The organism is Streptomyces sp. SID13726 (assembly GCF_010548375.1).
Taxonomy (GTDB): Bacteria; Actinomycetota; Actinomycetes; order Streptomycetales; family Streptomycetaceae; genus Streptomyces.
Map to the genome: position 1 here is coordinate 439,500 of NZ_JAAGLY010000004.1, position 22,043 is coordinate 461,542.

Annotated in this window: 22 protein-coding genes and 3 tRNA genes; 5 read left to right on the top strand and 20 right to left on the bottom strand. The window is 71.1% G+C overall.

Annotation, left to right across the window (positions count from 1 at the left end):
• Positions 1 to 12 precede the first annotated feature (12 nt).
• The 7 genes from G3I78_RS13260 to G3I78_RS13290 form a co-directional block, all read right to left on the bottom strand.
• A complete protein-coding gene (locus G3I78_RS13260; protein ID WP_164423793.1) occupies positions 13 to 684 on the bottom strand; it encodes a hypothetical protein in 672 nt (223 codons plus the stop codon).
• Positions 685 to 762: 78 nt separating this feature from the next.
• Positions 763 to 1,818: a UDP-N-acetylmuramate dehydrogenase gene (locus G3I78_RS13265; RefSeq protein ID WP_164423795.1), complete on the bottom strand. Its 1,056-nt coding sequence runs from the start codon at positions 1,816 to 1,818 to the stop codon at positions 763 to 765.
• A gap of 298 nt (positions 1,819 to 2,116) precedes the next feature.
• Entirely contained in the window at positions 2,117 to 2,545 is a 429-nt protein-coding gene (locus G3I78_RS13270) for a MaoC family dehydratase (RefSeq protein WP_164423797.1), read from the bottom strand.
• A gap of 5 nt (positions 2,546 to 2,550) precedes the next feature.
• On the bottom strand, positions 2,551 to 3,006 hold the full coding sequence (locus G3I78_RS13275) for a MaoC family dehydratase N-terminal domain-containing protein (protein ID WP_164423799.1): 456 nt from the start codon (positions 3,004 to 3,006) through the stop codon (positions 2,551 to 2,553).
• A gap of 102 nt (positions 3,007 to 3,108) precedes the next feature.
• Positions 3,109 to 3,273, bottom strand: coding sequence for a 50S ribosomal protein L33 (gene rpmG / locus G3I78_RS13280; protein WP_003948671.1), 165 nt, complete (start codon positions 3,271 to 3,273; stop codon positions 3,109 to 3,111).
• An 89-nt stretch (positions 3,274 to 3,362) separates the two neighbouring features.
• A tRNA-Met gene (locus G3I78_RS13285) sits at positions 3,363 to 3,435 on the bottom strand.
• A gap of 46 nt (positions 3,436 to 3,481) precedes the next feature.
• Positions 3,482 to 3,554, bottom strand: a tRNA-Thr gene (locus tag G3I78_RS13290).
• Between the two features lie 248 nt (positions 3,555 to 3,802).
• On the opposite strand from G3I78_RS13290, the gene G3I78_RS13295 reads away from it, so the two are divergent.
• Positions 3,803 to 5,083, top strand: a complete 1,281-nt coding sequence (locus tag G3I78_RS13295; protein WP_164423801.1) for an amidohydrolase family protein — start codon at positions 3,803 to 3,805, stop codon at positions 5,081 to 5,083.
• Positions 5,084 to 5,139: 56 nt separating this feature from the next.
• Positions 5,140 to 5,796 (top strand): NAD(P)H-binding protein, encoded by a 657-nt coding sequence (locus G3I78_RS13300; protein WP_164423803.1) that lies wholly within the window; start codon positions 5,140 to 5,142, stop codon positions 5,794 to 5,796.
• A gap of 63 nt (positions 5,797 to 5,859) precedes the next feature.
• Here G3I78_RS13300 and G3I78_RS13305 read toward each other — a convergent pair whose 3' ends face one another.
• Positions 5,860 to 6,072 carry a hypothetical protein gene (locus tag G3I78_RS13305; RefSeq protein WP_164423805.1) on the bottom strand — a complete coding sequence of 71 codons (213 nt, stop codon included), beginning with the start codon at positions 6,070 to 6,072 and terminating at the stop codon, positions 5,860 to 5,862.
• A 151-nt stretch (positions 6,073 to 6,223) separates the two neighbouring features.
• Here G3I78_RS13305 and G3I78_RS13310 point away from each other — a divergent pair, with 151 nt between their 5' ends.
• Entirely contained in the window at positions 6,224 to 8,668 is a 2,445-nt protein-coding gene (locus tag G3I78_RS13310) for an MFS transporter (RefSeq protein WP_164423807.1), read from the top strand.
• A gap of 158 nt (positions 8,669 to 8,826) precedes the next feature.
• On the opposite strand, the gene G3I78_RS13315 is transcribed toward G3I78_RS13310, so the two are convergent.
• Positions 8,827 to 8,908: transfer RNA gene (locus G3I78_RS13315), tRNA-Tyr, on the bottom strand.
• Positions 8,909 to 9,144: 236 nt separating this feature from the next.
• Here G3I78_RS13315 and G3I78_RS13320 point away from each other — a divergent pair.
• Positions 9,145 to 9,633 (top strand): YajQ family cyclic di-GMP-binding protein, encoded by a 489-nt coding sequence (locus G3I78_RS13320; protein ID WP_164423809.1) that lies wholly within the window; start codon positions 9,145 to 9,147, stop codon positions 9,631 to 9,633.
• Positions 9,634 to 9,713: 80 nt separating this feature from the next.
• On the opposite strand, the gene G3I78_RS13325 is transcribed toward G3I78_RS13320, so the two are convergent.
• Positions 9,714 to 9,980 (bottom strand): GlsB/YeaQ/YmgE family stress response membrane protein, encoded by a 267-nt coding sequence (locus G3I78_RS13325; RefSeq protein ID WP_164423811.1) that lies wholly within the window; start codon positions 9,978 to 9,980, stop codon positions 9,714 to 9,716.
• 269 nt (positions 9,981 to 10,249) lie between these two features.
• Here G3I78_RS13325 and G3I78_RS13330 point away from each other — a divergent pair, with 269 nt between their 5' ends.
• On the top strand, positions 10,250 to 11,494 hold the full coding sequence (locus tag G3I78_RS13330) for an APC family permease (RefSeq protein ID WP_164423813.1): 1,245 nt from the start codon (positions 10,250 to 10,252) through the stop codon (positions 11,492 to 11,494).
• Positions 11,495 to 11,639: 145 nt separating this feature from the next.
• Here the strand turns inward: G3I78_RS13330 and G3I78_RS13335 are convergent, their stop codons facing one another.
• From G3I78_RS13335 to G3I78_RS13380, 10 genes are all read right to left on the bottom strand, one after another.
• The gene (locus G3I78_RS13335) at positions 11,640 to 12,209 is read right to left on the bottom strand and encodes an SMI1/KNR4 family protein (protein WP_164423815.1); all 570 of its coding nucleotides are present in this window, start codon (positions 12,207 to 12,209) and stop codon (positions 11,640 to 11,642) included.
• A gap of 209 nt (positions 12,210 to 12,418) precedes the next feature.
• Positions 12,419 to 13,579, bottom strand: coding sequence for a barstar family protein (locus G3I78_RS13340; protein ID WP_164423817.1), 1,161 nt, complete (start codon positions 13,577 to 13,579; stop codon positions 12,419 to 12,421).
• Between the two features lie 16 nt (positions 13,580 to 13,595).
• Entirely contained in the window at positions 13,596 to 13,988 is a 393-nt protein-coding gene (locus G3I78_RS13345) for a YccF domain-containing protein (protein ID WP_164423819.1), read from the bottom strand.
• The gene (gene htpX / locus G3I78_RS13350; protein ID WP_164423821.1) at positions 13,985 to 14,848 is read right to left on the bottom strand and encodes a zinc metalloprotease HtpX; all 864 of its coding nucleotides are present in this window, start codon (positions 14,846 to 14,848) and stop codon (positions 13,985 to 13,987) included. The genes G3I78_RS13345 and htpX overlap by 4 nt, the downstream gene beginning before the upstream one ends.
• A 191-nt stretch (positions 14,849 to 15,039) precedes the next feature.
• Positions 15,040 to 16,593 carry an NADH-quinone oxidoreductase subunit N gene (locus G3I78_RS13355; RefSeq protein WP_203614870.1) on the bottom strand — a complete coding sequence of 518 codons (1,554 nt, stop codon included), beginning with the start codon at positions 16,591 to 16,593 and terminating at the stop codon, positions 15,040 to 15,042.
• Positions 16,590 to 18,164: an NADH-quinone oxidoreductase subunit M gene (locus G3I78_RS13360; RefSeq protein ID WP_164423823.1), complete on the bottom strand. Its 1,575-nt coding sequence runs from the start codon at positions 18,162 to 18,164 to the stop codon at positions 16,590 to 16,592. The genes G3I78_RS13355 and G3I78_RS13360 overlap by 4 nt, the downstream gene beginning before the upstream one ends.
• A 6-nt stretch (positions 18,165 to 18,170) precedes the next feature.
• Positions 18,171 to 20,165 carry an NADH-quinone oxidoreductase subunit L gene (locus G3I78_RS13365; protein WP_164423824.1) on the bottom strand — a complete coding sequence of 665 codons (1,995 nt, stop codon included), beginning with the start codon at positions 20,163 to 20,165 and terminating at the stop codon, positions 18,171 to 18,173.
• Entirely contained in the window at positions 20,162 to 20,578 is a 417-nt protein-coding gene (nuoK, locus tag G3I78_RS13370) for an NADH-quinone oxidoreductase subunit NuoK (RefSeq protein WP_164423826.1), read from the bottom strand. The genes G3I78_RS13365 and nuoK overlap by 4 nt, the downstream gene beginning before the upstream one ends.
• Entirely contained in the window at positions 20,578 to 21,396 is an 819-nt protein-coding gene (locus G3I78_RS13375) for an NADH-quinone oxidoreductase subunit J (protein ID WP_239157815.1), read from the bottom strand. The genes nuoK and G3I78_RS13375 overlap by 1 nt, the downstream gene beginning before the upstream one ends.
• Positions 21,397 to 21,419: 23 nt before the next feature.
• Positions 21,420 to 22,043 (bottom strand): NADH-quinone oxidoreductase subunit I, encoded by a 624-nt coding sequence (locus G3I78_RS13380; protein ID WP_239157788.1) that lies wholly within the window; start codon positions 22,041 to 22,043, stop codon positions 21,420 to 21,422.

Here is a 22,043-nt window from a genome sequence, read left to right on the forward strand (position 1 = left end):
TGGCGAAGTGGCTCAGCCACCGGGCCGCTTGAAGTGGGCGTAGGGCGGATAGGGCTTGAAGCAGACCATCACCTCGTAGTGATGTCCGCCGCCGGGCGGCTGGAACAGGCCCCCGATCCCGGAGACCAGGGCCGAGTAGCCCTCGGTGACGCGTTTCTGGCGCGGTCCCCAGCCCGCCGCGTAGGCGAGGGCCGTGGCCGCCTCGGCGAAGACGTCCCGGCTGCCGAAGAGGAAGAACGTCCGCGCGTGCGTGGTGTGCCGCAGGTCGTCCCGGAAGTCCGTGCGCCCGCAGCGCCCGCGCCAGCCCTCGGCGTCCCGCTCCGTGCGGGCCTCGTCCGTCCGTACGGACAGGGGGCGGCCGGCCTTGAGCGTGTGCCGCAGCTCGGGCCACTTGCTGGGGCGCAGCCCGTACGAGTGGTGCACCAGGACGAGGTCGACCAGCTGTCCCCAGCCCTCGTCCGGCGGGACCCCGTCCCGCAGCGGGACGTGGACGATGGTCCGGCGTGAGTAGGCGGCGAAGGAGAACAGGCCCGCGAGCCGGTTCAGGCCGTCGTGGTCGCCGAGGATCATGCCGACCGGTTCCGGGGCGTGCAGTGAGGTGTGGCGCAGGGGCTGGCGGGGCTGGACGACACGGTGTTCGTGGGGGCCGAGGCGGGGTCTGAACTCGGTGAGCCTCAGCCGCATGCGGATGTCCAGGTCGTCATGGGCCCAGGGTGGTCGCCGGGGGCGGGCACCGGCAACCGGGTTTCCGCGGTCGCCCCTCTACAGGCTGACGCCCACCGTGACCGGCTCGTTGACCAGGGTGATCCCGAAGGTGTCCCGCACGCCCGCCACGACCTCGCGGGCCAGGGTGAGGAGGTCCTCGGTGGTGGCCTCGCCACGGTTGGTGAGTGCCAGGGTGTGCTTGGTGGAGATACGGGCGGGGCCGGTGCCGTAGCCCTTGGTGAAGCCCGCCTTGTCGATCAGCCAGGCCGCCGAGGTCTTGGTGTGTCCTTCGCCCGCCGGGTAGGCCGGGGGTACGGCGTCCGCGCCGAGGTGCCGCTCCACGCGCGCGTGGAACTCCGCGAACTGCTCGTCCGTGAGGATCGGGTTGGTGAAGAAGGAGCCCGCCGACCAGGTGTCGTGGTCCTCGGGGTCCAGGACCATGCCCTTGCCCGCACGCAGTTTCAGTACGGTCTCACGGGCCTGGGCGAGCGGGACGCGGTCACCGGGGGCCACGCCGAGGGCTCGGGCCGTCTCCGCGTACTTCAGCGGGGCGGACAGGCCGTCGGCGTCCTCCAGCTCGAAGCTGACGCGCAGCACGATGTAGCGGTCGGGGTCCGCCTTGAAGCGGCTGTGCCGGTAGGAGAACTCGCAGTCGGCGTTGGTGAGAGTGACGGTCTCGCCGGTGCGGCGGTCGTAGGCGGTGACGTCGGTGATGGTGGACGACACCTCCTGGCCGTAGGCGCCGACGTTCTGGATGGGGGTGGCGCCCGCGGAGCCGGGGATGCCGGCGAGGCACTCGATCCCGGCGAGTCCGGCCTCCACGGTGCGGGCGACCGCGTCGGTCCACACCTCGCCTGCGGCCAGCTCCAGGTGGGTGCCGGTGAGTTCGTGGCCCTTGGTGGCGATGACGAGTGCGGTGCCCTCGAAGCCCTTGTCCCCGATGACGAGGTTGGACCCACCGCCGATCACGAGCAGCGGCGTCCCGGTCTCGTCGGCCTCGCGCACGATCTCGATCACTTCGGCGTCGGTCACCGCGACGACCAGCCGCGCGGCGGGGCCGCCGAGTCGGAAGGTGGTCAGGGGGGCGAGGGGGGCGTCGTGTCGTTCGTGCACGCGGTACAGCCTACGGTTACCTCCGGCGGTGGGGCCGCTCTCGACTGCGGGTGCGGTGGGGGCGGGCGTTTTGCGCAGTTCCCCGCGCCCCTGAGATGCCTGCGGCGGCCCCCTGCGGTCCGGTGGGGGCGTGTGTAGCGCGTTCCGGTGTGTTGTGGGTCGGGGCCGGAGTGGGAGGTGCCGTATCGGCGCAGGCCGGCTGCAACTCCTCAGGGGCGCGGGGAACTGCGCGACAAGCCCCCACTCACCCGCACCCGCCAAACAACCGAACCCGGCACCCCCACAGGCGCACCCGAACTCAAGCCAGTCGAACAACCGCCCGAGACATCCCCAGCACCTTCTGCCCGGAACTCATCGCCGTCAGATCCACCCGCACCGCGTTGTCGTCCAGCTTCGCCCCCACCTTGCCGGTGACCTCGATCACGGCGCCGGAGTCGTCGTTGGGGACGACGACCGGCTTGGTGAAGCGGACGCCGTACTCCGTGACCGCACCCGGGTCGCCGACCCAGTCGGTGATCACGCGGACCGCCTCGGCCATGGTGAACATGCCGTGGGCGATGACGTCAGGGAGGCCGACTTCCTTGGCGAACTTCTCGTTCCAGTGGATGGGGTTGAAGTCCCCGGAGGCCCCCGCGTACTGGACGAGCGTGGCACGGGTCACGGTGAAGGTCTGGGCCGGCAGCTCGGTGCCGACCTCGACGTCGGCGTACGCGATCTTCGCGGTCATCTCTGTCACGCCTCCTCGGCGGCCGCGCGCGCGACCAGCTTGGTCCAGGCCGTCACGACGTGTTCGCCGGACTCGTCGTGGACCTCGCCGCGGATGTCCAGGATGTCGTTGCCGGCCATGGACTTGATGGCCTCGATGGTGGAGGTGACCGTGAGCCGGTCGCCGGCGTGTACCGGGCGGACGTAGGAGAACTTCTGGTCGCCGTGCACGACGCGGCTGTAGTCCAGGCCGAGCTGCGGGTCCTGGACGACCTGTCCCGCCGCCTTGAAGGTGATGGAGAACACGAAGGTCGGCGGGGCGATCACATCGGGGTGACCGAGCGCCTTGGCGGCTTCCGGGTCCGTGTACGCGGGGTTGGTGTCCCCCACCGCCTCGGCGAACTCGCGGATCTTCTCCCGGCCCACCTCATAGGGGTCGGTGGGCGGGTAGGTCCGCCCCACGAAGGACTGGTCGAGCGCCATGGGCTCGGCACCTCCTGGTTGCTCTACTGACCGGTATCGGGTCACTCAACGACGCGAGGCCGCCCCCGATCTCTCGGGGACGGCCTCGTGTACGAGCCTGATTTATCGCGTTTCGCGGTGCGCGGTGTGCGCGTTGCAACGCGGGCAGTGCTTCTTCATCTCCAGTCGGTCCGGGTTGTTACGCCGGTTCTTCTTGGTGATGTAGTTCCGCTCCTTGCACTCCACGCAGGCCAGCGTGATCTTCGGGCGGACGTCGGTGGCAGCCACGTGAGTGCTCCTTGACGAACGGATGGGACGGTTTAACGCATAAAAGAGTAGCCGATCGAAGGACCGACCCCACAATCGGCTACTGTCAGTAGCGGTGACCGGACTTGAACCGGTGACACAGCGATTATGAGCCGCTTGCTCTACCGACTGAGCTACACCGCTGTGATGCGATCAGTTCCCGCCTCGCGACGGGAACCTTTCACACCAGAGCCCCAATACGGAATCGAACCGTAGACCTTCTCCTTACCATGGAGACGCTCTACCGACTGAGCTATTGGGGCGAGCGATGAAGACATTACACGCTCTGCCGCCGTTCGCCCAAATCCGTTTCGCGGCGCCCTGTTCGCCTTGATCCACGGGCTTCCCGGCGGCCCCGACAGCCCCTCCAGCACGCCGGACCACACCGGTACGACTATTGCGCTCCTCCCCGTGACGGGCGCGTCGCCACCCTAGGCTCGACTCACTCTGCGTGATCTTGCGTCCCGTTGCGCGGTAACGAGTTCGCGCAGCCCCGAGCCCCTGGAGCGCGATGCCCGACAGCCAGCCGCAGCCGCACCACTCCTCGTCGTCATCGTCTTCCTCCTCCTCGTCGTCCTCAGGGCGGGGCGAGGGGGCCGGTCTCCTGTTGTGCGGGGCGCGGCTCACCGACGGCCGGACCGTGGACGTACGGCTGGGCGGCGGGCGCATCGAGGCGGTCGGTACGGCCGGGAGCCTGGCGACGGGCGACACACGCGCGTGCGGTGCCCGGGTGGATCTCAGCGGCTATCTGCTCCTGCCGGCCCCGGCCGAGCCGCACGCCCACGGCGACAGCGCACTCTCCGCCGACACCTCGGGACCGGTCTCGAACGACCCCCGGGACGTCCAGCGCCGGGCCACGGAGGCCGCCCTGCTCCAGCTCGGGCACGGGGCGACCGCGCTGCGGGCACACGTGCGCGTGGGCGACGTACAGGGACTGGGCGCGCTGGCCGCCGTACTCCAGGCACGGCGTTCGCTGCGCGGGCTCACCGAGTTGACGGCGGTGGCGATGCCTCGGGTGCTGACCGGGGTGGCCGGGGCCGAGGGGCTCGCGATGCTGCGGGACGCGCTGAAGATGGGTGCCTCGGTGGTGGGCGGCTGTCCCGACCTGGACCCCGATCCGACGGGGTACGCGGAGGCGGTCCTGGAGGTCGCCTCCGAGCACGGCTGCCCCGTCGACCTGCACACCGACGCCGCCGACCCGGCCCGGCTCGCCCGCCTCGCCGCCATGGCCGGCGGGCTGCGGCCCGGGGTGACCCTCGGCCCGTGCGCCGGCCTCGACCGGCTGCCCGCCGAGGTGGTGTCCCGTACGGCCGACCAGCTCGCGGCGGCCGGCGTCGCCGTGGTGTGCCTGCCGCAGGGCGGCTGCGCGGGCGTCGACCGCCGGGGCACGGCTCCGGTACGGCTGCTGCGCGCGGCCGGGGTCCGGGTGGCCGCCGGCAGCGGTGCACTGCGGGACGTCTCCAACCCCGTTGGCCGGGGCGACCCGTTGGAGGCCGCGTACCTCCTCGCCTCCCGCTACGGACTGCGCCCCGAGGACGCCTACGACACGGTGAGCGCCTCCGCCCGGGCCGTCCTCGGCCTCCCCGAGGTCCGCGTGGAGGCGGGTTTCCCGGCCGAACTCCTCGCCGTACGCGGCGACCGCCTCTCCGGCGCGCTCTCCCTCGCCTACAGCCGGATCGTGGTGCACCGGGGGCGCGTGGTGGCCCGGACCAGCGCGGTCCGCGAGTACTGCAACTCGGCGGCCGCGGCGGACTCGGGGCTGCCGAGGCAGGGGCGGGGCGAGCTGTCGTAGGGCCGTCGACCGCACCCGTCCGGCGGACGGAGCCGCCTCGGCGTACGGTCGAAGGCATGCGCACAGTCATCGCTGGTGGACATGGTCAGATCGCGTTGCGGCTGGAGCGGTTGCTCGCCGCGCGCGGACACGAGGTCGCGGGGCTCATCCGCCGCGAGGAACAGGGCGACGACCTGCGGGACGCCGGTGCCGAACCAGTCCTGCTGGACCTGGAGTCGGCCTCGGTCGAGGAGGTCGCGGCCCATCTCCAGGGCGCGGACGCGGCGGTGTTCGCGGCGGGCGCGGGTCCGGGCAGCGGGGCGGACCGCAAGGACACCGTGGACAAGGCCGCCGCCGTGCTGTTCGCGGACGCGGCGGTCCGGGCGGGCGTACGGCGCTTCGTGGTCGTGTCCTCCATGGGCGCCGACCCGCGGCACGAGGGCGACGAGATCTTCGACGTCTACCTGCGGGCCAAGGGCGAGGCGGACGCCCATGTGAGCACCCTGGACGCCCTGGACTGGACGATCCTGCGTCCCGGCGCGCTGACGAACGACGCCGGCACGGGCCTCGTACGACTGGAGGCGCACACCGGCCGGGGGCCGATCCCGCGCGACGACGTGGCGGCCGTACTGGCGGAGTTGCTGGAGACGCCCGCCACCGCCGGTCTGACGCTGGAGCTGATCGGTGGGTCGACGCCGGTGTCGGTGGCGGTGAAGTCGGTCGCGGGCAACTGAGTCGGGCGGCCTGGCTCGGAAGCCGCCCGGCTCGGAAGCGGCCTGGCTCAGCAGCGGCTTGGTTCAGAACAGGGGCAGCTGGCCGGGTACGACGGGGACTGCGTACCCGTCCAACGACGGCTGTGCCGCCCCGAGTTCCGCCTGTCTGCGGGAACCCGCGCAGGAGACCATCTGCCCTCTCTCGCGCGCTCCGGGCGGGTCGTGCCGGGCGAAGCGGCCGGCGACCACGGCGATCTCGCGACGGCATTCGGGGCAGAGCCTGCGGCGACTGGACATGGAGTCAGTGTGCCCCGGGCGCGGGCCGCACCACCGCGCACACTCCCCCTTCACCCGGGCCCCACAGAATCCGACCATGCTTGCTTAAGTCAATCAACTGACTTAACTTGGATGTGTCGTGCTGTACCCGACGCACACGGAGGCCCGACCCATGTCCCATGCCCTTCCCCGGCCCTCCGGGGAGCCTTCCGAAGAGCGTCCCGAGGACGCGGAGGTCGCCTCGTCGCGTGCCGGTGTCATCGTGGCGGTGCTGGCCTTCGGCGGGATCGTCGTCTCGCTGATGCAGACCCTCGTCATCCCGATCGTCCCGGAGCTGCCGAAACTCCTGAACGCCCCGGCCTCGGACACCGCCTGGGCCGTCACCGCCACCCTGCTCGCCGCCGCCGTCGCGGTCCCGATGATGGGACGCCTCGGTGACATGTACGGCAAGCGCCGCATGCTGCTCGCGAGCCTCGTCCTGCTGGTCGCGGGCTCGGTCACCGCCGCGCTCAGCGACTCCCTGACGCCGATGATCGTCGGCCGGGTGCTCCAGGGCATGGCGGGCGGTGTGATCCCGCTCGGCATCAGCATCATGCGCGACGAACTCCCCGCCGAACGGCTCGGCAGCGCCACCGCCATGATGAGCGCCTCCCTCGGCGTCGGCGCCGCGCTCGGCCTGCCCGCCGCCGCGCTGATCGCCGACAACTTCGACTGGCACGTCCTGTTCTGGAGTTCGGGCGCCCTGGGCGTCGTAGCGCTGCTGCTGGTGCTGCTCCTGGTGCCCGAGTCCAAGGTGCGCACCGGCGGCCGCTTCGACCTGGTCGGCGGGGTCGGCATGGCGGCCGGGCTGGTCTGCCTGCTGCTCGCGATCTCCAAGGGCGGCGACTGGGGCTGGGACAGCGGCACGGTCCTCGGGCTGTTCGCGGCGGCCGTCGTGGTGCTGCTGGTCTGGGGCTGGTGGGAGCTGCGCGTCGACCAGCCGCTGGTCGACCTGCGCACCACCGCGCGCCGCCAGGTGCTCTTCACCAACCTCGCCTCGATCGCGCTCGGCTTCGGCATGTTCGCGATGTCCCTGGTCCTTCCGCAGCTCCTGCAGTTGCCTGAGGCGACGGGCTACGGTCTCGGCAAGTCCCTGCTCACCGCCGGCCTGGTCATGGCCCCGTCCGGCCTGGTGATGATGGCGATCGCCCCGGTGTCGGCCGCGCTGTCGAAGGCCAAGGGCCCGAAGGTCAGCCTGATGCTCGGCGCGCTGATCGTCGCGGCGGGCTACGGCCTCCAGATCCTGCTGATGACCGAGGTCTGGCAGTTCGTGCTGGTCTCCTGCGTGATCGGCTCCGGCATCGGCTTCACCTACGGCTCGATGCCCGCGCTCATCATGAGCGCGGTCCCGCCGTCCCAGACCGGCGCGGCGAACAGCCTCAACACCCTGATGCGGTCCATCGGCACCTCCGTCGCGAGCGCCGTCGCCGGCGTGATCCTGGCGCAGATGACGACGAACCTCGGACCGGTGGCCGTCCCGTCCGAGAACGGCTTCAAGACCGTCCTGGCGATCGGGGGCGGGGCGGCGCTGCTGGCGTTCGCCATCGCGGGGTTCATTCCTCGGCGGGGGGTGGGGGATGGTTCTGAGCGGGTGCCGGGTGCGGTCGGGGTTGGCGGCGGTGCTGGTGGCGGTGTCGACGGGGGTGTTTACGGGGGTTCGTCCGGTCGTACGGGGGTTGCTGTGGGGGCTTCTTCCGGTGCTACGGGGGTCTCGGCGACGTCAGTGTCGAGGCCTGGGTTGGGATCGGGGTCGGAGTCGGAATCGCCGTCGGGGGCCGGGGCGGTGTTGCTGTCGGGGTCGGCTGACGAGCTTGTCGGGACCCCGGTGAGCGGGCGGGTGTTCGGGGCCGAGCGGGTGCCGGTGGCCGGGGCCGCGGTGACGCTGATCTCGCTCGGCGGGAGGCAGTTGGGGCGGGCGGTCTCGGGCGGCGACGGGTCGTACGGCGTGGCCGCGCCCGCCGCGGGGTCGTACGTCCTGATCGCCTCCGCCGACGGTTTCCAGCCACAGGCCTCCACGATCGTGGTCGCCGACGGGACACCGGTGACCTACGACGTCCTCCTGAGCGGCACCAGCGGGCTCGCCGGCGTGGTGGTGTCCGCGGACAGCGGGGCGCCGGTCGCGGACGCGGTGGTCATCGTGACGGACGTGCGCGGGGAGGTGCTGGCCAACGGACGCACGGATGTGCTGGGCGAGTTCGGCGTCGGGGACCTGGTGCCCGGAACGGTGACGCTCGCGGTCAGCTCCCCCAAGCACCGGCCGCTGGCCCTGGCCGTCGAGATCGGCGGCGCCGGCACGACCCGGATCCAGATCGAACTGCGGCCCGGCGCGCAGGTGCGGGGTACGGTCCGCGGCGCCGGGACCCCGCTGGGCGACGCCCTGGTCACCCTCGTCGACGCCGCGGGCAACGTCCTCGCCACGACCACGACCGCCCACGACGGCGCGTACGCCTTCTCCGACCTCGACGGCGGCGCCTACACCGTCATCGCGACCGGCTACCCGCCCCGGGCAGCCGCGGTCACCGTCTCCGGCCCGGGCGTGGACGACCACGACATCGAACTGGCCCACACCGGGGAGTAGTTGAGGCCATCCGCGACAGGGGCGCCATGGTGATCGACCTCTCACCATGGCGCCTTCAGCCCATGCATCCCGCCCACCGGACCGCCCGCGCCCCGGCACACGAAGAGACCCCCTCCGAACTGCGTTTCCGCAGTTCGGAGGGGGTCTCTTTCTCAGCGTGGCGGCGCCAGGATTCGAACCTGGGAAGGCTGAGCCGGCAGATTTACAGTCTGCTCCCTTTGGCCGCTCGGGCACACCGCCGGGGTTTGCTGCCCTTCGAACCGTCTTTCGGCGGTGCTCCGTGGCAACGACGTAAACAATACCCGATTCCCGGGGGTGCTTCGCCACCCGATTGATCTGCGCCCGGAGGGCGTGGGGTGGCTAGGCTTGGGCGGATGCGGCCCCGGTCCACGCCGGGCTCGGCGCCCGCCCCCACGTACGCCGATACGCATCCGTACGCACGCCGACACGCACCCCGATACAAGGAGCCACAGGACATGGCCGACTCCAGTTTCGACATCGTCTCGAAGGTCGAGCGGCAGGAGGTCGACAACGCCCTCAACCAGGCCGCCAAGGAGATCTCGCAGCGCTACGACTTCAAGGGCGTGGGTGCTTCGATCGCATGGTCCGGCGACAAGATCCTCATGGAGGCGAACTCCGAGGACCGGGTCAACGCCGTCCTCGACGTCTTCCAGTCCAAGCTGATCAAGCGCGGGATCTCGCTGAAGGCACTCGACGCGGGCGAGCCGCAGCTCTCCGGCAAGGAGTACAAGATCTTCGCGACGATCGAGGAGGGCATCTCCCAGGAGAACGCGAAGAAGGTCGCGAAGATCATCCGCGACGAGGGCCCGAAGGGCGTGAAGGCCCAGGTCCAGGGCGACGAACTGCGGGTCAGCTCGAAGAGCCGCGACGACCTCCAGTCCATCATCGCCCTGCTGAAGGGCAAGGACTTCGACTTCGCGCTCCAGTTCGTGAACTACCGGTAGGACACGCACCGCTGGACGAGGAAGGGTGGGCACCTGGCCGGTGCCCACCCTTCTCGCCTGCTGGCTGCGGTTCGGGGATGTCAGTCGCGCGAGTTGCCGAACAGGAGACGGTAGGCGATCAGGAGGACGAGTGAGCCGCCGATGGCCGCCGCCCAAGTGGCCCCGTCGTAGAAGCTCTTGGTGACCGGGTGGTCCAGCCAACGGGCCGATATCCAGCCGCCGATGAACGCGCCCGCGACACCGATGAGGGTCGTCCCGACGAAGCCGCCCGGGTCACGGCCCGGCAGCAGGAACTTGGCGATGGCTCCGGCCAACAGCCCCAGAATGATCCAGCCGATGATGCTCATGCCCTGAACCTGCCCTTCCGCGCTGTGCCCGCACTGTCCGGGGACTGTGATCTACGTCCCGGCGGACCGGGCGGGTGCCCGTGCGCATGGCACGTCGTACTCGTACGTCGTGCTTGTTTGGTGCTGGCACGTCGTGCTTGTTCGGTGTGCTCGTGCGTCGTGCTTCCGGCTTGCTCTCGGCGTGCGTCCAGCGGGTGTTGGTGCCTTGTCCCTGGGGAGGACGTCATGGCAGCACTCCCTGGTTGCGCGGGATCAGTAGGGTGCGGCGCATGACGGGTACCGGTGCCGGACTGCGGCGCACGCTGGGAGTGGGCGACGCCGTCGTCATCGGGCTCGGCTCGATGATCGGCGCGGGGATCTTCGCCGCCCTCGGGCCTGCGGCGCGCGCGGCCGGGTCCGGGCTGCTGTTCGGGCTCGCGGTCGCGGCCGTGGTCGCCTACTGCAACGCCACGTCCTCGGCCCGGCTGGCCGCCCTGTACCCGGCCTCCGGCGGCACCTACGTGTACGGGCGTGAGCGGCTCGGTCCGTTCTGGGGTTATCTCGCGGGCTGGTCGTTCGTGGTCGGGAAGACGGCCTCCTGTGCGGCGATGGCGCTGACGGTGGGGGCGTACGCATGGCCTGGGCAGGCCCACGCCGTGGCCGTCGCGGCCGTGGTGGCGCTGACCGCGGTGAACTACGGCGGGATCCAGAAATCGGCCTGGCTGACCCGGGTGATCGTGGCGGTGGTCCTGGCTGTCCTCGCTTCCGTGGTGGTCGTGTGTCTCGGCTCAGGGGCGTCCGAGGCCGGCCGACTGGACGCGGGGGCCTCCGGCGGGGCGGGCGGAGTGCTCCAGGCGGCCGGTCTGCTGTTCTTCGCCTTCGCGGGCTACGCGCGCATCGCGACCCTGGGCGAGGAGGTACGGGATCCCGCGCGCACCATCCCGCGCGCGATCCCCCTGGCCCTGGGCATCACGCTGGTCGTGTACGCGGGTGTGGCGGTGGCTGTCCTTTCCGTGCTGGGTGCGGATGCTCTGGGGCGTGCGGACGCACCGCTGGCCGAGGCGGTGCGGGTGGCCGGGGCGCCGGGGCTCGTACCGGAAGTGCGGGCGGGTGCCGCCGTGGCCGCGCTCGGCTCACTGCTCGCCCTGATCCTGGGCGTCTCCCGGACCACGCTGGCCATGGCCCGGGACCGGCATCTGCCCGGGGCCCTGGCCGCGGTGCACCCCCGCTTCCAGGTGCCGCACCGGGCCGAGTTGGCCGTGGGCGCGGTGGTCGCGGTCCTCGCCGCCACGGTGGACGTGCGGGGCGCGATCGGGTTCTCCTCCTTCGGTGTGCTGGCGTACTACGCGGTGGCCAACGCGTCGGCCTGGACGTTGAGTTCAGCTCTGACCGCTCGGGTCGTGCCGGTGGTGGGGCTGATCGGGTGTGTGGTGCTGGCTTGCGCGCTGCCGGCGGTCTCCGTGGTCGCGGGGGCTGGGGTGTTGGTGGTGGGGGTGGGGGCGTACGGGGTGCGGAAGTGGTGGGCGGGGCGGTAGGTGGATCGGCGGAGCCGGGTGGCTGCGAGTGTGTGTCCCGTGGGGCCGACGGGTGATGTGTGTCCCGTGGGACCAACGGGTGGTGTGCGTCCCGTGGGGCCGACAGGTGGTGTGCGTCCCGTCGGCCGAAAGGCTTCGGTGGCCGTCAGGACGCCTGCACCGGTGGTGCCGTGCGTATGTGGAACTCCGGCCAGGGGGCCATCTCCAGCTCCTCGTTCATCTCCTCGTACCAGCCCGTGCCGTCGACCCACGCCCGCAGCCAGTCCGTGAGGGTCGGGGCGTCCGTGAACCAGGCGTGTTCGCATTCGCCGGCGTTCGGTTCGAAGAGCAGGACCGGGGCTCCCTCGTCGAGGCAGTCCACGCACGCGTACATCGCGCAGCCCCAGTGGGAGATCGGCAGGACGCCCTCGGGCCAGGGCCAGTCGGGGTCCTTGCGGGCGCTCTTGCGGTTGGCGAGGTACTGCACGACGGCGGCGGGCTCACCGGCCGGTGAGCTGTCGAGCAGGGGCAACAGGCCGTACTCCGGGCCGAATCCGCCGTCTCCTATCCGCAGGTAGAGCTCGGCGAGCAGCGAGGGCAGACGGAATCCCAGCTCGGCCTCGGCGCGGGCCAGGGTGGCCGCGTCCACCGGGTCGGGGAGGGAAGCCCAGCCCCACGGGCGGGTGTTGCGGGCCTTGTCCGCCACCCGTGTCAGCAACTGCTCGCTCTCGGTCATGCATTCATGATGCAGGGCGACACTGACAGTCGGGCAGACCTGTGGACAACCATCGGGTTGTGGAAAACCTCGGGCCGAGGTCAGGGCATGAGCAGCAGGGGCACAGCTGGGGAGCGAGGTCTCAGAGCAGGCTCGGGCCCGGCTGGATTCAGGCTCGGGCCCGGCTCGGTTCAGACGCGGCTCGGGCTTGGGCTCGGTCCGGGCTCGGTTCAGGCGAGCCGGACGTCGATGCGTTCGCCCTCGCTGAGGAAGGCGAGGAGGTCCTCGAAGGTGAGCGGGCCGTGGGCGGTGTGCGGGGCCACGCCCAGGCATTGGCGGGCGACTTCGGAGTCGTGCCAGACCAGGTGGAAGGGCGGGGCCGCGCCCCAGCGGCCGCGCAGGCAGTCGTTCAGGGCGTCCAGGCCCCAGCCGAAGTAACCGCCGGGGCCGTTCACCGCCTCGCCCAGAGCGCAGAAGAAGCCGGGCAGGTCGGTGATGTGGCGGCCGTCGAGGTGGTACGTCGTGCCGGGCGGCCGGTCCTGGCCGCCGTGCACATGGTTGTCGAGCGCCGTACGGAGCCAGAACTGCCTGCTCTCGGCGTCAAGTCGGGCCCAGCGGTTGGGCTCGGCCGGATGTCCCTCGGCCCACAACTCCCACACCTCTTCGGCGGCGAACGGCGGTCGTTCCGACCACAGGTCGAGGGTGAGGTCGACCAGGCCGGGTCCGCGCGCCGAGGGGATCCAGGCCCGCAACTCGCCCTCGGCCGCGGCCTGTACGGGCCGACCGGACGTGTCGACGCGTAGCACCTTGGCATGGCCGAGGTCTTCCTCCCCGCCGTCCAGCGCGGTCCGCAGGGCGCCTTGTGGAGCGCAGCCAAGCAGCCGCAGCGGGGGTTCCAGGGGCTCGTCCGGGGCCTCGCGGACGCAGACCAGGTCGCGGCAGGTGCCGTGCGGTTCGCCGTGGGGGCCCAGCAGGCGGTAGCCCGGGGACAGCGGCGGGCGCCGCGGGTAGTCGTACGGGGTGTGGTCGGGTTCCGTGCCCTCGATGGTGATGTCCCGCAGTTTCAGGTCGCGGGCGCAGGGGCGGTCGCCGAGGACGCGCACCTCGTCCAGCTGCCACTCACCGACCGCGGTGCCGGTCCTGTCGAGGATCTCCAGGGTGAGAGACCCGAGAGAGGCCGCTCCCCCGGCACGCGCGCGGGTGAGGGCCTCGTCCAACTCGCCCTCGGGAGCGCAGCCGAGGAGTTCGTACACCTCACGGGCGGGAGGAGGCGGGTCGGCGAAGAGGTTCTCGGCGTCCTCGCACAGGGCCCACGTCTCCTCGTAGCCCTCCTCGCCCTCGAACTCGGCCTGCCGGTCGTACGACAGCAGGACGTACTTCGGTGCCCCCACTCCCCCGGCCCGTCCGTCAGCGGGTCGCGAACGGCTGGTCCGTGGGGACGATCTCGCGGCCCAGGGGGAACAGGGACACGGGGATCAGCTTGAAGTTGGCGATGCCGAACGGAATACCGATGATCGTGACGCAGAGGATGAGGCCGGTGACGATGTGGCCGAGGGCCAGCCACCATCCCGCGAGGACCAGCCACAGGACGTTGCCGACGCAGGAGGGCGCGCCCGCGTCCCGGCGCTCGACGGTGGTGTATCCGAAGGGCCACAGGGCGTAGATGCCGATACGGAAGGCCGCTATGCCGAACGGGATGCCGATGATCGTGATGCAGAGCAGCGCACCCGCTGCCAGGTATCCGAGGCACAGCCAGAAGCCGCTCAGGACGAGCCAAATGACGTTCAGGATGGTTTTCACTGGGGGCGACCTGCCATCTTCTCGAGCCGGGCGATGCGCTCCGCCATCGGCGGGTGCGTCGAGAACATCTTGGACAGTCCCTGGCCAGGGCGGAAGGGGTTCGCGATCATCATGTGGCTCGCGGTCTCGATGCGCGGCTCGGGGGGCAACGGCAGCTGCTTGGTGCCCGCTTCGAGCTTGCGCAGCGCGCTGGCGAGCGCGAGGGGGTCGCCGGTGAGCTGGGCGCCGGACGCGTCCGCCTCGTACTCACGGGAGCGGCTGATGGCCATCTGGATGAGGGTGGCCGCCAGCGGTCCGAGGATCATGATCAGCAGCATGCCTAGCAGGCCCGGGCCGTCATCGTCGTCGGAGCGGCCGATCGGGATCAGCCAGGCGAAGTTGACCAGGAACATGATCACGGAGGCGAGGGCGCCGGCGACCGACGAGATCAGGATGTCGCGGTTGTAGACATGGCTGAGTTCGTGGCCGATGACACCGCGCAGTTCACGCTCGTCCAGGATGCGCATGATGCCTTCGGTGCAGCACACGGCGGCGTTGCGCGGGTTGCGGCCGGTCGCGAAGGCGTTGGGGGCCTCGGTCGGCGAGATGTACAGGCGCGGCATGGGCTGGCGGGCCTGGGTGGAGAGTTCGCGGACCATGCGGTACAGGGCCGGGGCCTCGAACTCGCTCACCGGGCGGGCGCGCATCGCGCGTAGAGCCAGCTTGTCGCTGTTCCAGTACGCGTACGCGTTGGTGCCCAGCGCGATCAGGACGGCGACGACCAGCCCCATGCGGCCGAAGAAGCTGCCGATGACGATGATGAGTGCCGACAGTCCCCCGAGGAGTACTGCGGTCCTGAGCCCGTTGTGCCGGCGGTGCACGGTACGCCCTCCAAATCGTGCAGCAGGGGAACCCTTTGCTTGCTGTCTCCGATGTCTTCCGATGCCACCGGTCCGTGGTGTCACGTCCAGTGGACCCTCCCGTTCTGCTCAACGCCAGGCGAGGGCCACTAGTTCCCTTGTGCGCGCGGAGGCCCAGGTGGGCCGTCCGGGTGACGGTTCGGGGAGGGGCTTCAGAAGAGTCCGGTGTCGGCGAAGCGCAGCACCAGTTGGGGCGCCCCGGAGAGGGCGATGCCGAGGACGCCGGTCAGGACAAGGGCGGCGGTGAGGGGGGCGGGGACGCGGTGGGCGGTGGATTCGCCGTCGGGGGCCCGGAACAGCAGGGTCGTCCACTGGAGGTAGTAGAACAGCGCGATCACGACGTTGACGGCCATGACCACGGCGAGCCAGCCGAGGCCCGCGTCCACGGCCGCCGAGAAGACGGTGACCTTGGCGAACAGGCCGATGATGCCCGGCGGCAGTCCGGCCAGGCAGAGCAGGAAGAAGCCCAGCAGAAGGGCCGCGACCGGGTTGGTGGCGTACAGGCCCCGGTAGTCGTCGATGCGGTTCGCGGTCTTCGTACGGCCCACCAGCGCGGCCACCGCGAAGGCGCCGAGGTTCACGGCGGCGTACATGAGCGCGTAGGCGACGGTGGAGCCCACGGATCGCTCGGCGTCGCCCGAGTACGCGGCGGCGGCGATCGGGACGAGGAGGTAGCCGGCCTGTCCGACGGAGGACCAGGCGAGCAGTCGTACGGCGCTGTACGCGCGCGTGGTCCGCTGTCGGAGGGCGCCGACGTTGCCGACAGTCATGGTGAGGGCGGCGAGCGCGGCGAGTGCCGGGCCCCAGACGTCGGCGTACGACGGCAGGGCGACGACGGTGATCAGGATCAGGCCGGAGAAGCCGACCGCCTTGCCGACGACCGACAAGTAGGCGGCGATCGGCAGGGGCGCGCCCACGTAGGTGTCGGGCACCCAGAAGTGGAAGGGCACCGCGGCCGTCTTGAAGGCGAAGCCGACGAGGGTGAGGACGACTCCGGTCTGGGCGAGGGTGTGGAGCTGTCCGTCGACGTGCTGGATGCGGTCCGCGACCTGGGTGAGGTACAGGGTGCCGGTGGAGGCGTACACGAAGCTGATGCCCATGAGGCTCACCGCGGTCGCGGTGACCGAGGACAGGAAGAACTTCAGGGCGGCTTCGGACGACTTCCGGTCGCCGTGCCGGATGCCGACGAGGGCGAAGGCGGGCAGGGAGGCGACCTCCAGGGCGACGACGAGGGTCGCCAGGTCACGGGAGGCGGGCAGGAGGGCCGCGCCAGCCGCGGAGGAGAGCAGCAGGAACCAGTACTCCCCTTCGGGGAGTGTCCTGTCGGCGTCCTTGAGGGTGGTGACCGACAGCAGGGCGGCCAGGAGGGCGCCGCCGAGAACGAGGAACTGGATGACGAGCGTGAAGCGGTCGGCCGTATAGCTGCACACATCGGCGTCACCGGTCAGACAGAAGGTGCTGCGGTCGCCGTCCAGGAGGGGCAGCAGGAGGAGTGCGGCGGCCGCGAGGCCCGCGACCGACAGCCAGCCGAGCAGGCCCTTCTTGTGCTCGCCGACGAACAGGTCGGCCACGAGGACGACGAGTCCGACGACCGCCGCGAGGGTGGGCGGCGCGATGGCGAGCCAGTCGACGGACTGGACGAGGTTCGCGGCGAGGGGCTGGACCGCGGAGGTCAGCGGCTCGGCCGAGGAGGCCAGGGTGCTCATCGGTTGCCTCCTGCGAGGAGCTGCTGCACGGCCGGGTCGGTGAGTCCGAGGAGGGCCTTCGGCCACAGGCCCGCCACGACGGTGAGGGCGACGAGCGGCGTCCAGGCCGCGAACTCGTACGTGTGGACGTCGGCGAGCCGCGGGGCGTCCTGCGGTACGGCTCCCATGCAGACCCGGCGGACCACGACGAGCATGTACGCGGCCGTCAGGAGGGTGCCGAAGGCGCCGATCGCCATGAAGGTGAGGAAGGCGGGACGGCTGAGGTCGTCGGCGGGCTTGAACGCGCCGAACAGCGCCAGCATCTCGCCCCAGAACCCGGCGAGACCGGGCAGTCCGAGCGAGGCGACCGCTCCGAAGGCCAGCAGGCCGCCGAGGCGCGGGGCCTTGCCGTAGAGGGCGGCGCCGGTCTCCTCGGCGAGGGTGTCCAGGTCGGTGGTGCCCGTACGGTCCTTCAACGCGCCGACCAGGAAGAACAGCAGGCCGGTGATGAGGCCGTGGGCGATGTTGGCGAACAGGGCGCCGTTCACGCCGGTCGGGGTCATGGTCGCGATGCCGAGCAGCACGAAGCCCATGTGACCGACGGAGGAGTAGGCGATCAGACGCTTGAGGTCGCCCTTGGCGCCCTTCTTGGCGAGGGCCAGGCAGGCCAGGGATCCGTAGATGATCCCGACCACGGCGAAGGCGGCCAGGTAGGGCGCGAAGTCACGGAATCCGTCGGGCGCGATCGGCAGGAGGATCCGGACGAACCCGTACGTGCCCATCTTCAGCAGGACGCCGGCCAGCAGGACCGAGCCGACGGTCGGGGCGGCGGTGTGGGCGTCGGGCAGCCAGCTGTGCAGCGGCCACATCGGGGTCTTGACCGCGAGCCCGATTCCGATCGCCAGAACGGCGATGACCTGCACGGATGCGGTCAGGGACCGGCCGTTGTCAGTGGCGAGTGACACCATGTCGAATGTGCCCGCCTTGATCCCGATCAGGAGCAGGCCGAGCAGCATGACGACCGAGCCGAGCAGTGTGTAGAGGATGAAGCGCCAGGCGGCGGCCTGACGCTCCGCACCGCCCCAGCGGGCGATGAGGAAGTACATCGGGATGAGCACTGTCTCGAACGCGAGGAAGAACAGCAGCAGATCGAGGACGGCGAAGGTCGCGAGGGTACCGGACTCGAGGACGAGCAGCAGTGCGACGAAGGCCTTCGGGGTGGGGCCCGCAGGCATCTTGAAGTACGAGTAGAGGGCGCAGAGGAAGGTCAGCAGCGTGGTCAGGACCAGAAGGGGGAGGGAGATGCCGTCGATGCCGAGGTGGATGCGCACGTCGAGTGCGGGGATCCAGCTGATGTCGGTCGTGGCCTGCATCTTCGAGGGATGGTCGTGGTCGAAGCCGAGCGCGAGGGCGATCGCGGCGACGAGGATCACTCCGGTGACCAGCACACCGTGCCGCAGCACCGCCTGCTCGGGCGACTTCATCTTCAGTCCGGGCGGGGCCGGCAGCAGGGCGGTGACGGCGCCGAGGAGCGGCCCGGCCACGATCAACGCCAGAAGGAACTGCATCACGGACTCGTTGATATCGATCACGCCTGCTCACGCTCCCGTGGCGACGAGGACTGCGGCGACCGCGAGGACGACGGTGCCGGCGAGCAGCGCGCTCACATAGGTCTGGAGATTGCCGGTCTGGGCCCGTCGTACGGCGGCGCCGAGCCAGCGGGGCAGCGCGCCCGCGCCGCGTACGTAGGTCTCGACGACCTCGCGGTCCAGGAACCGCACGAGCGTGGCCGCGGCCTGGACCGGGCGGACGAAGAGCGCCGTGTACAGGGCGTCCAGGTGGAAGCCGACGGCCGCGTGGCGGTGCAGCGGGCCGAGGAGCAGGCGTCCGGGGTCCGCGGGGTCCGGCGCTTGGGCTACGTCTCCGTAGGCGGGCTCGTGGCTGGCGATGGCCTCGGCCTCGACCAGTCCGGCGTCGCCGTCGGGGTGGGCCGCGACCGCGCCCAGCGGGACGCGGGTGGCGAGCGCGCTGGTGTGCCGCCAGGCGGCGTAGGTGACGATGCCGCCGACCAGGGCCACGCCCGTGCCGACGACGGAGGTGGTGAGGGTCGGGGTGAGGTCGCGGCCGTCGAACCAGTCGGGCAGCACGCGGTAGGCGAACGCGCCGAGGGCGAGGGACGGGACCGCGAGGATCCACAGGACCACGGTCATCGGCAGCGGCTGGCGGCCGTGGTCGGGGGCCTCGACGCCCCGGCCGTGGAAGGCCAGCAGCCACAGGCGGGTCGCGTACGCGGCGGTGAGCAGGGCCGTGAGGAGACCGGCGACGAGGGTGATCCAGCCCGCGGCGCCGGGGGCGTGCTCGGTGTGGCCGGTGGCCACGTGCTCGGCGGCGCCGAGGACCGACTCCTTGGAGAAGAAGCCGCTGAAGGGCGGGATCGCGGCGAGCGCGAGGAGCGCCACGGTCATCGTCCAGAAGGCGTCGGGGACGCGGGCGCGCAGATCCTTCATACGGGACATGGCGGCCAGCGAGTTGGTGCCGGCGGCGTGGATGACCACGCCGGCCGCGAGGAACAGCAGCGCCTTGAAGGCGCCGTGGGACAGGAGGTGGAAGACGGCGGCACCGCGGTCGCCGACGGCGAGGGCGCCGGTCATGTAGCCGAGCTGGCCGATCGTCGAGTAGGCGAGGACGCGCTTGATGTCGTCCTGGGCGAGCGCGGCGAGGCCGGAGCCGAGCATCGTCACGGCGGCCATGACGGCGAGGACCACCATCGCGGCCTGCGAGGCCTCGAAGACCGGGAGGAGACGGGCGGTGAAGTAGACACCGGCGGCGACCATCGTCGCGGCGTGGATCAGCGCGGAGACGGGGGTCGGGCCCGCCATCGCGTCGGGGAGCCAGGTGTGCAGCGGGAACTGCGCCGACTTGCCGGCCACGCCCGCGAGGAGAAGCAGGGCGATCAGGGTCGGGTGGTCGAGCCCGCCGTGCGCGACGGCGTCGAGGACCTTCGTGATCCGGAAGGAGCCGGCGTCGGTGGCGAGCGCGAACAGACCGATGAGGAAGGGGACGTCACCGAGTTTGGTCACCAGGAAGGCCTTGAGGGAGGCGGCGCGGGCCTCCGGGGTCTCCCAGTAGTGGCCGACCAGGAAGTACGAGCAGATGCCCATGATCTCCCAGCCGACCAGCAGCACGATCAGGTCGCCGGAGTAGACGACGAGCAGCATCGCGGAGGTGAAGAGGGAGACGAGAGCGGCGTACGAGGGGTAGCGCGGGTCGTCGCGCAGATAGCCCGTCGAGTAGATCTGCACACAGGTGGCGACGAAGGCGACCAGGACGGCGACGAGGGCGGCGAAGCCGTCAATGTGCAGGGCGAGTTCGATCGGGACCGAGCCGGTCGGGGTGAGTTCGGTGGCGGCGTCCACGGCCTGGTCGCCGCCCTGGCGCACGGCGACCACCCGGGCGAGCGCGAGGGCGGCCAGCGGCGGGAGGACGGCGAGCGGGCGGACGAAGCCGGGGGCGGTGCGTCCCAGGAGCAGACCGGCCGCGGCGCCCAGGAAGGGCAGGAGGGGGACGAGGACGGCGAGGGTGGTCGTGGTCACGCGGTGGCCTCAGCCTTCCCGGTCCGCCCGGACCGTGCGGCCTCTTCGGCCGTGCGGGCGTCACTGTCGGAGCCGTCGGAATCGTCGGGGTCGTGGCCCTCGGCCGTGTCGCGGAGCCTGTCGATGTCGGCGGTGCCGCGGTTGCGGTGGACGGCTAGGACGATCGCGAGGCCGATGCCGATCTCGGCGGCGGCGATGGCGATGGTGAACAGGGTCAGGGCCTGGCCGGAGTGCAGGGTCTCCTCGGCGGCCCTGCTGAGCCAGACGTCGAAGGCGACCAGGTTCAGGTTGACGGCGTTGAGCATCAGCTCGACCGACATCAGGACGAGGATCGCGTTGCGGCGGGCGAGGACGCCGTAGAGGCCGGTGCAGAAGAGGAGGGCGGCGAGTACGGCGGGATAGGCGAGGTGCATCAGCGGGCGCCGCCTTCCTGTTCGGCCGACTCTGTTCCCTCGGCGGACTCGGTGCTCTTGGCGGGGGCGGTCGCCGGGGCGGGTGCGGTGCCCTTGGCGGACTCGGCTCCCTGGGCGGACTTGGTTGCCGTGGCGGGTGCGGTAGTCCTGGCGGACGCGGTGGCCCTGGCCTGCTCAGTTCCCGTGTCCGACCCATTTCGCCCGATCGGGTGATTACGGGAATCCGGGACGGATGGGGAACTACCGGTCGCTCCCCGGGAGTTCACAGGGGGAGAGCTCGACTCCGCCTTCGCCTTGCGGGACAGGACGATCGCGCCGACCAGTGCCGCGAGGAGCAGGACGGAGAGGGCCTCGAAGGGGAGGACCCAGTTCTGGAAGAGGCTCGCGCCGGTGGCCTCGGTGGAGCCGGCGGCGGGTCCGTCGAGGTCGATCCAGGTGGCCCGGAAGGCATCGACGACCACCCAGACCAGGGCTGCCGCCGCGGCGACGGCCACGGCGAGGGCGGCCCAGCGATTCCCCGAGTCCGCGTCCGGGGAGCGGCCGATGGGGGCCTTGGTGAGCATCAGACCGAACAGAAGGAGGACGACCACGGAGCCGACATAGATGAGGACCTGCACCCAGGCGATGAACTCGGCGGTGAGCAGGAGGTATTCGACGGCGAGGCCGCCGAGGGCGACCACCAGCCACAGGGCGGCGTGCACCAGCTGCCTGGTGGTCACGGTGACGATCGCGGCGCCGAAGGTGACCAGACCGACGAGCAGGAAGGCGATCTCGACGCCGGTCGGGGAGAGGAAGCCGTGCGTCTCGGCGGCGGCCATGGTCAGCGCGGCGGGGGTGAGGCTCACGCGTCCCCCTCCTGCTGCTCGGGCCTCTGTACGCGCCGCCGCTCGGGCTGCTGCTCGGGCCGTTGTTCGGGCCGCTGATCCGGCTGAGGTTCGGCCTGTGCCGCCGCCAGCTTCTCGGCGGTCTTGCGGGCGGTGGCGATCTCCTTCGGTTCCTCGGCGCCGGCATCGAGGGCCGGTGGGGCCGGGACGGTCCACATCCACTCGCGGAGCTTGTCCCGCTCGTGGGTGAGGTCGCGGATGTCGGTCTCGGCGTACTCGAACTCCGGGGACCAGAACAGGGCGTCGAAAGGACACACCTCGATGCAGATACCGCAGTACATGCAGAGGGAGAAGTCGATGGCGAAGCGGTCGAGGACGTTGCGGCTGCGTTCGCGGCCGCCGGGGGTCGCCGCCGGGACCGTCTCCTTGTGGGAGTCGATGTAGATGCACCAGTCGGGGCACTCACGGGCGCAGAGCATGCAGACCGTGCAGTTCTCCTCGAACAGGCCGATCACTCCGCGGGTGCGGGGTGGGAGGTCGGGCTGGGTGTCGGGGTACTGCTCGGTGACGGTCTTCTTCGTCATCGTGCGGAGGGTGACGGCCAGGCCCTTGGCGAGGCCACTTCCAGGAATGGGGGCCAT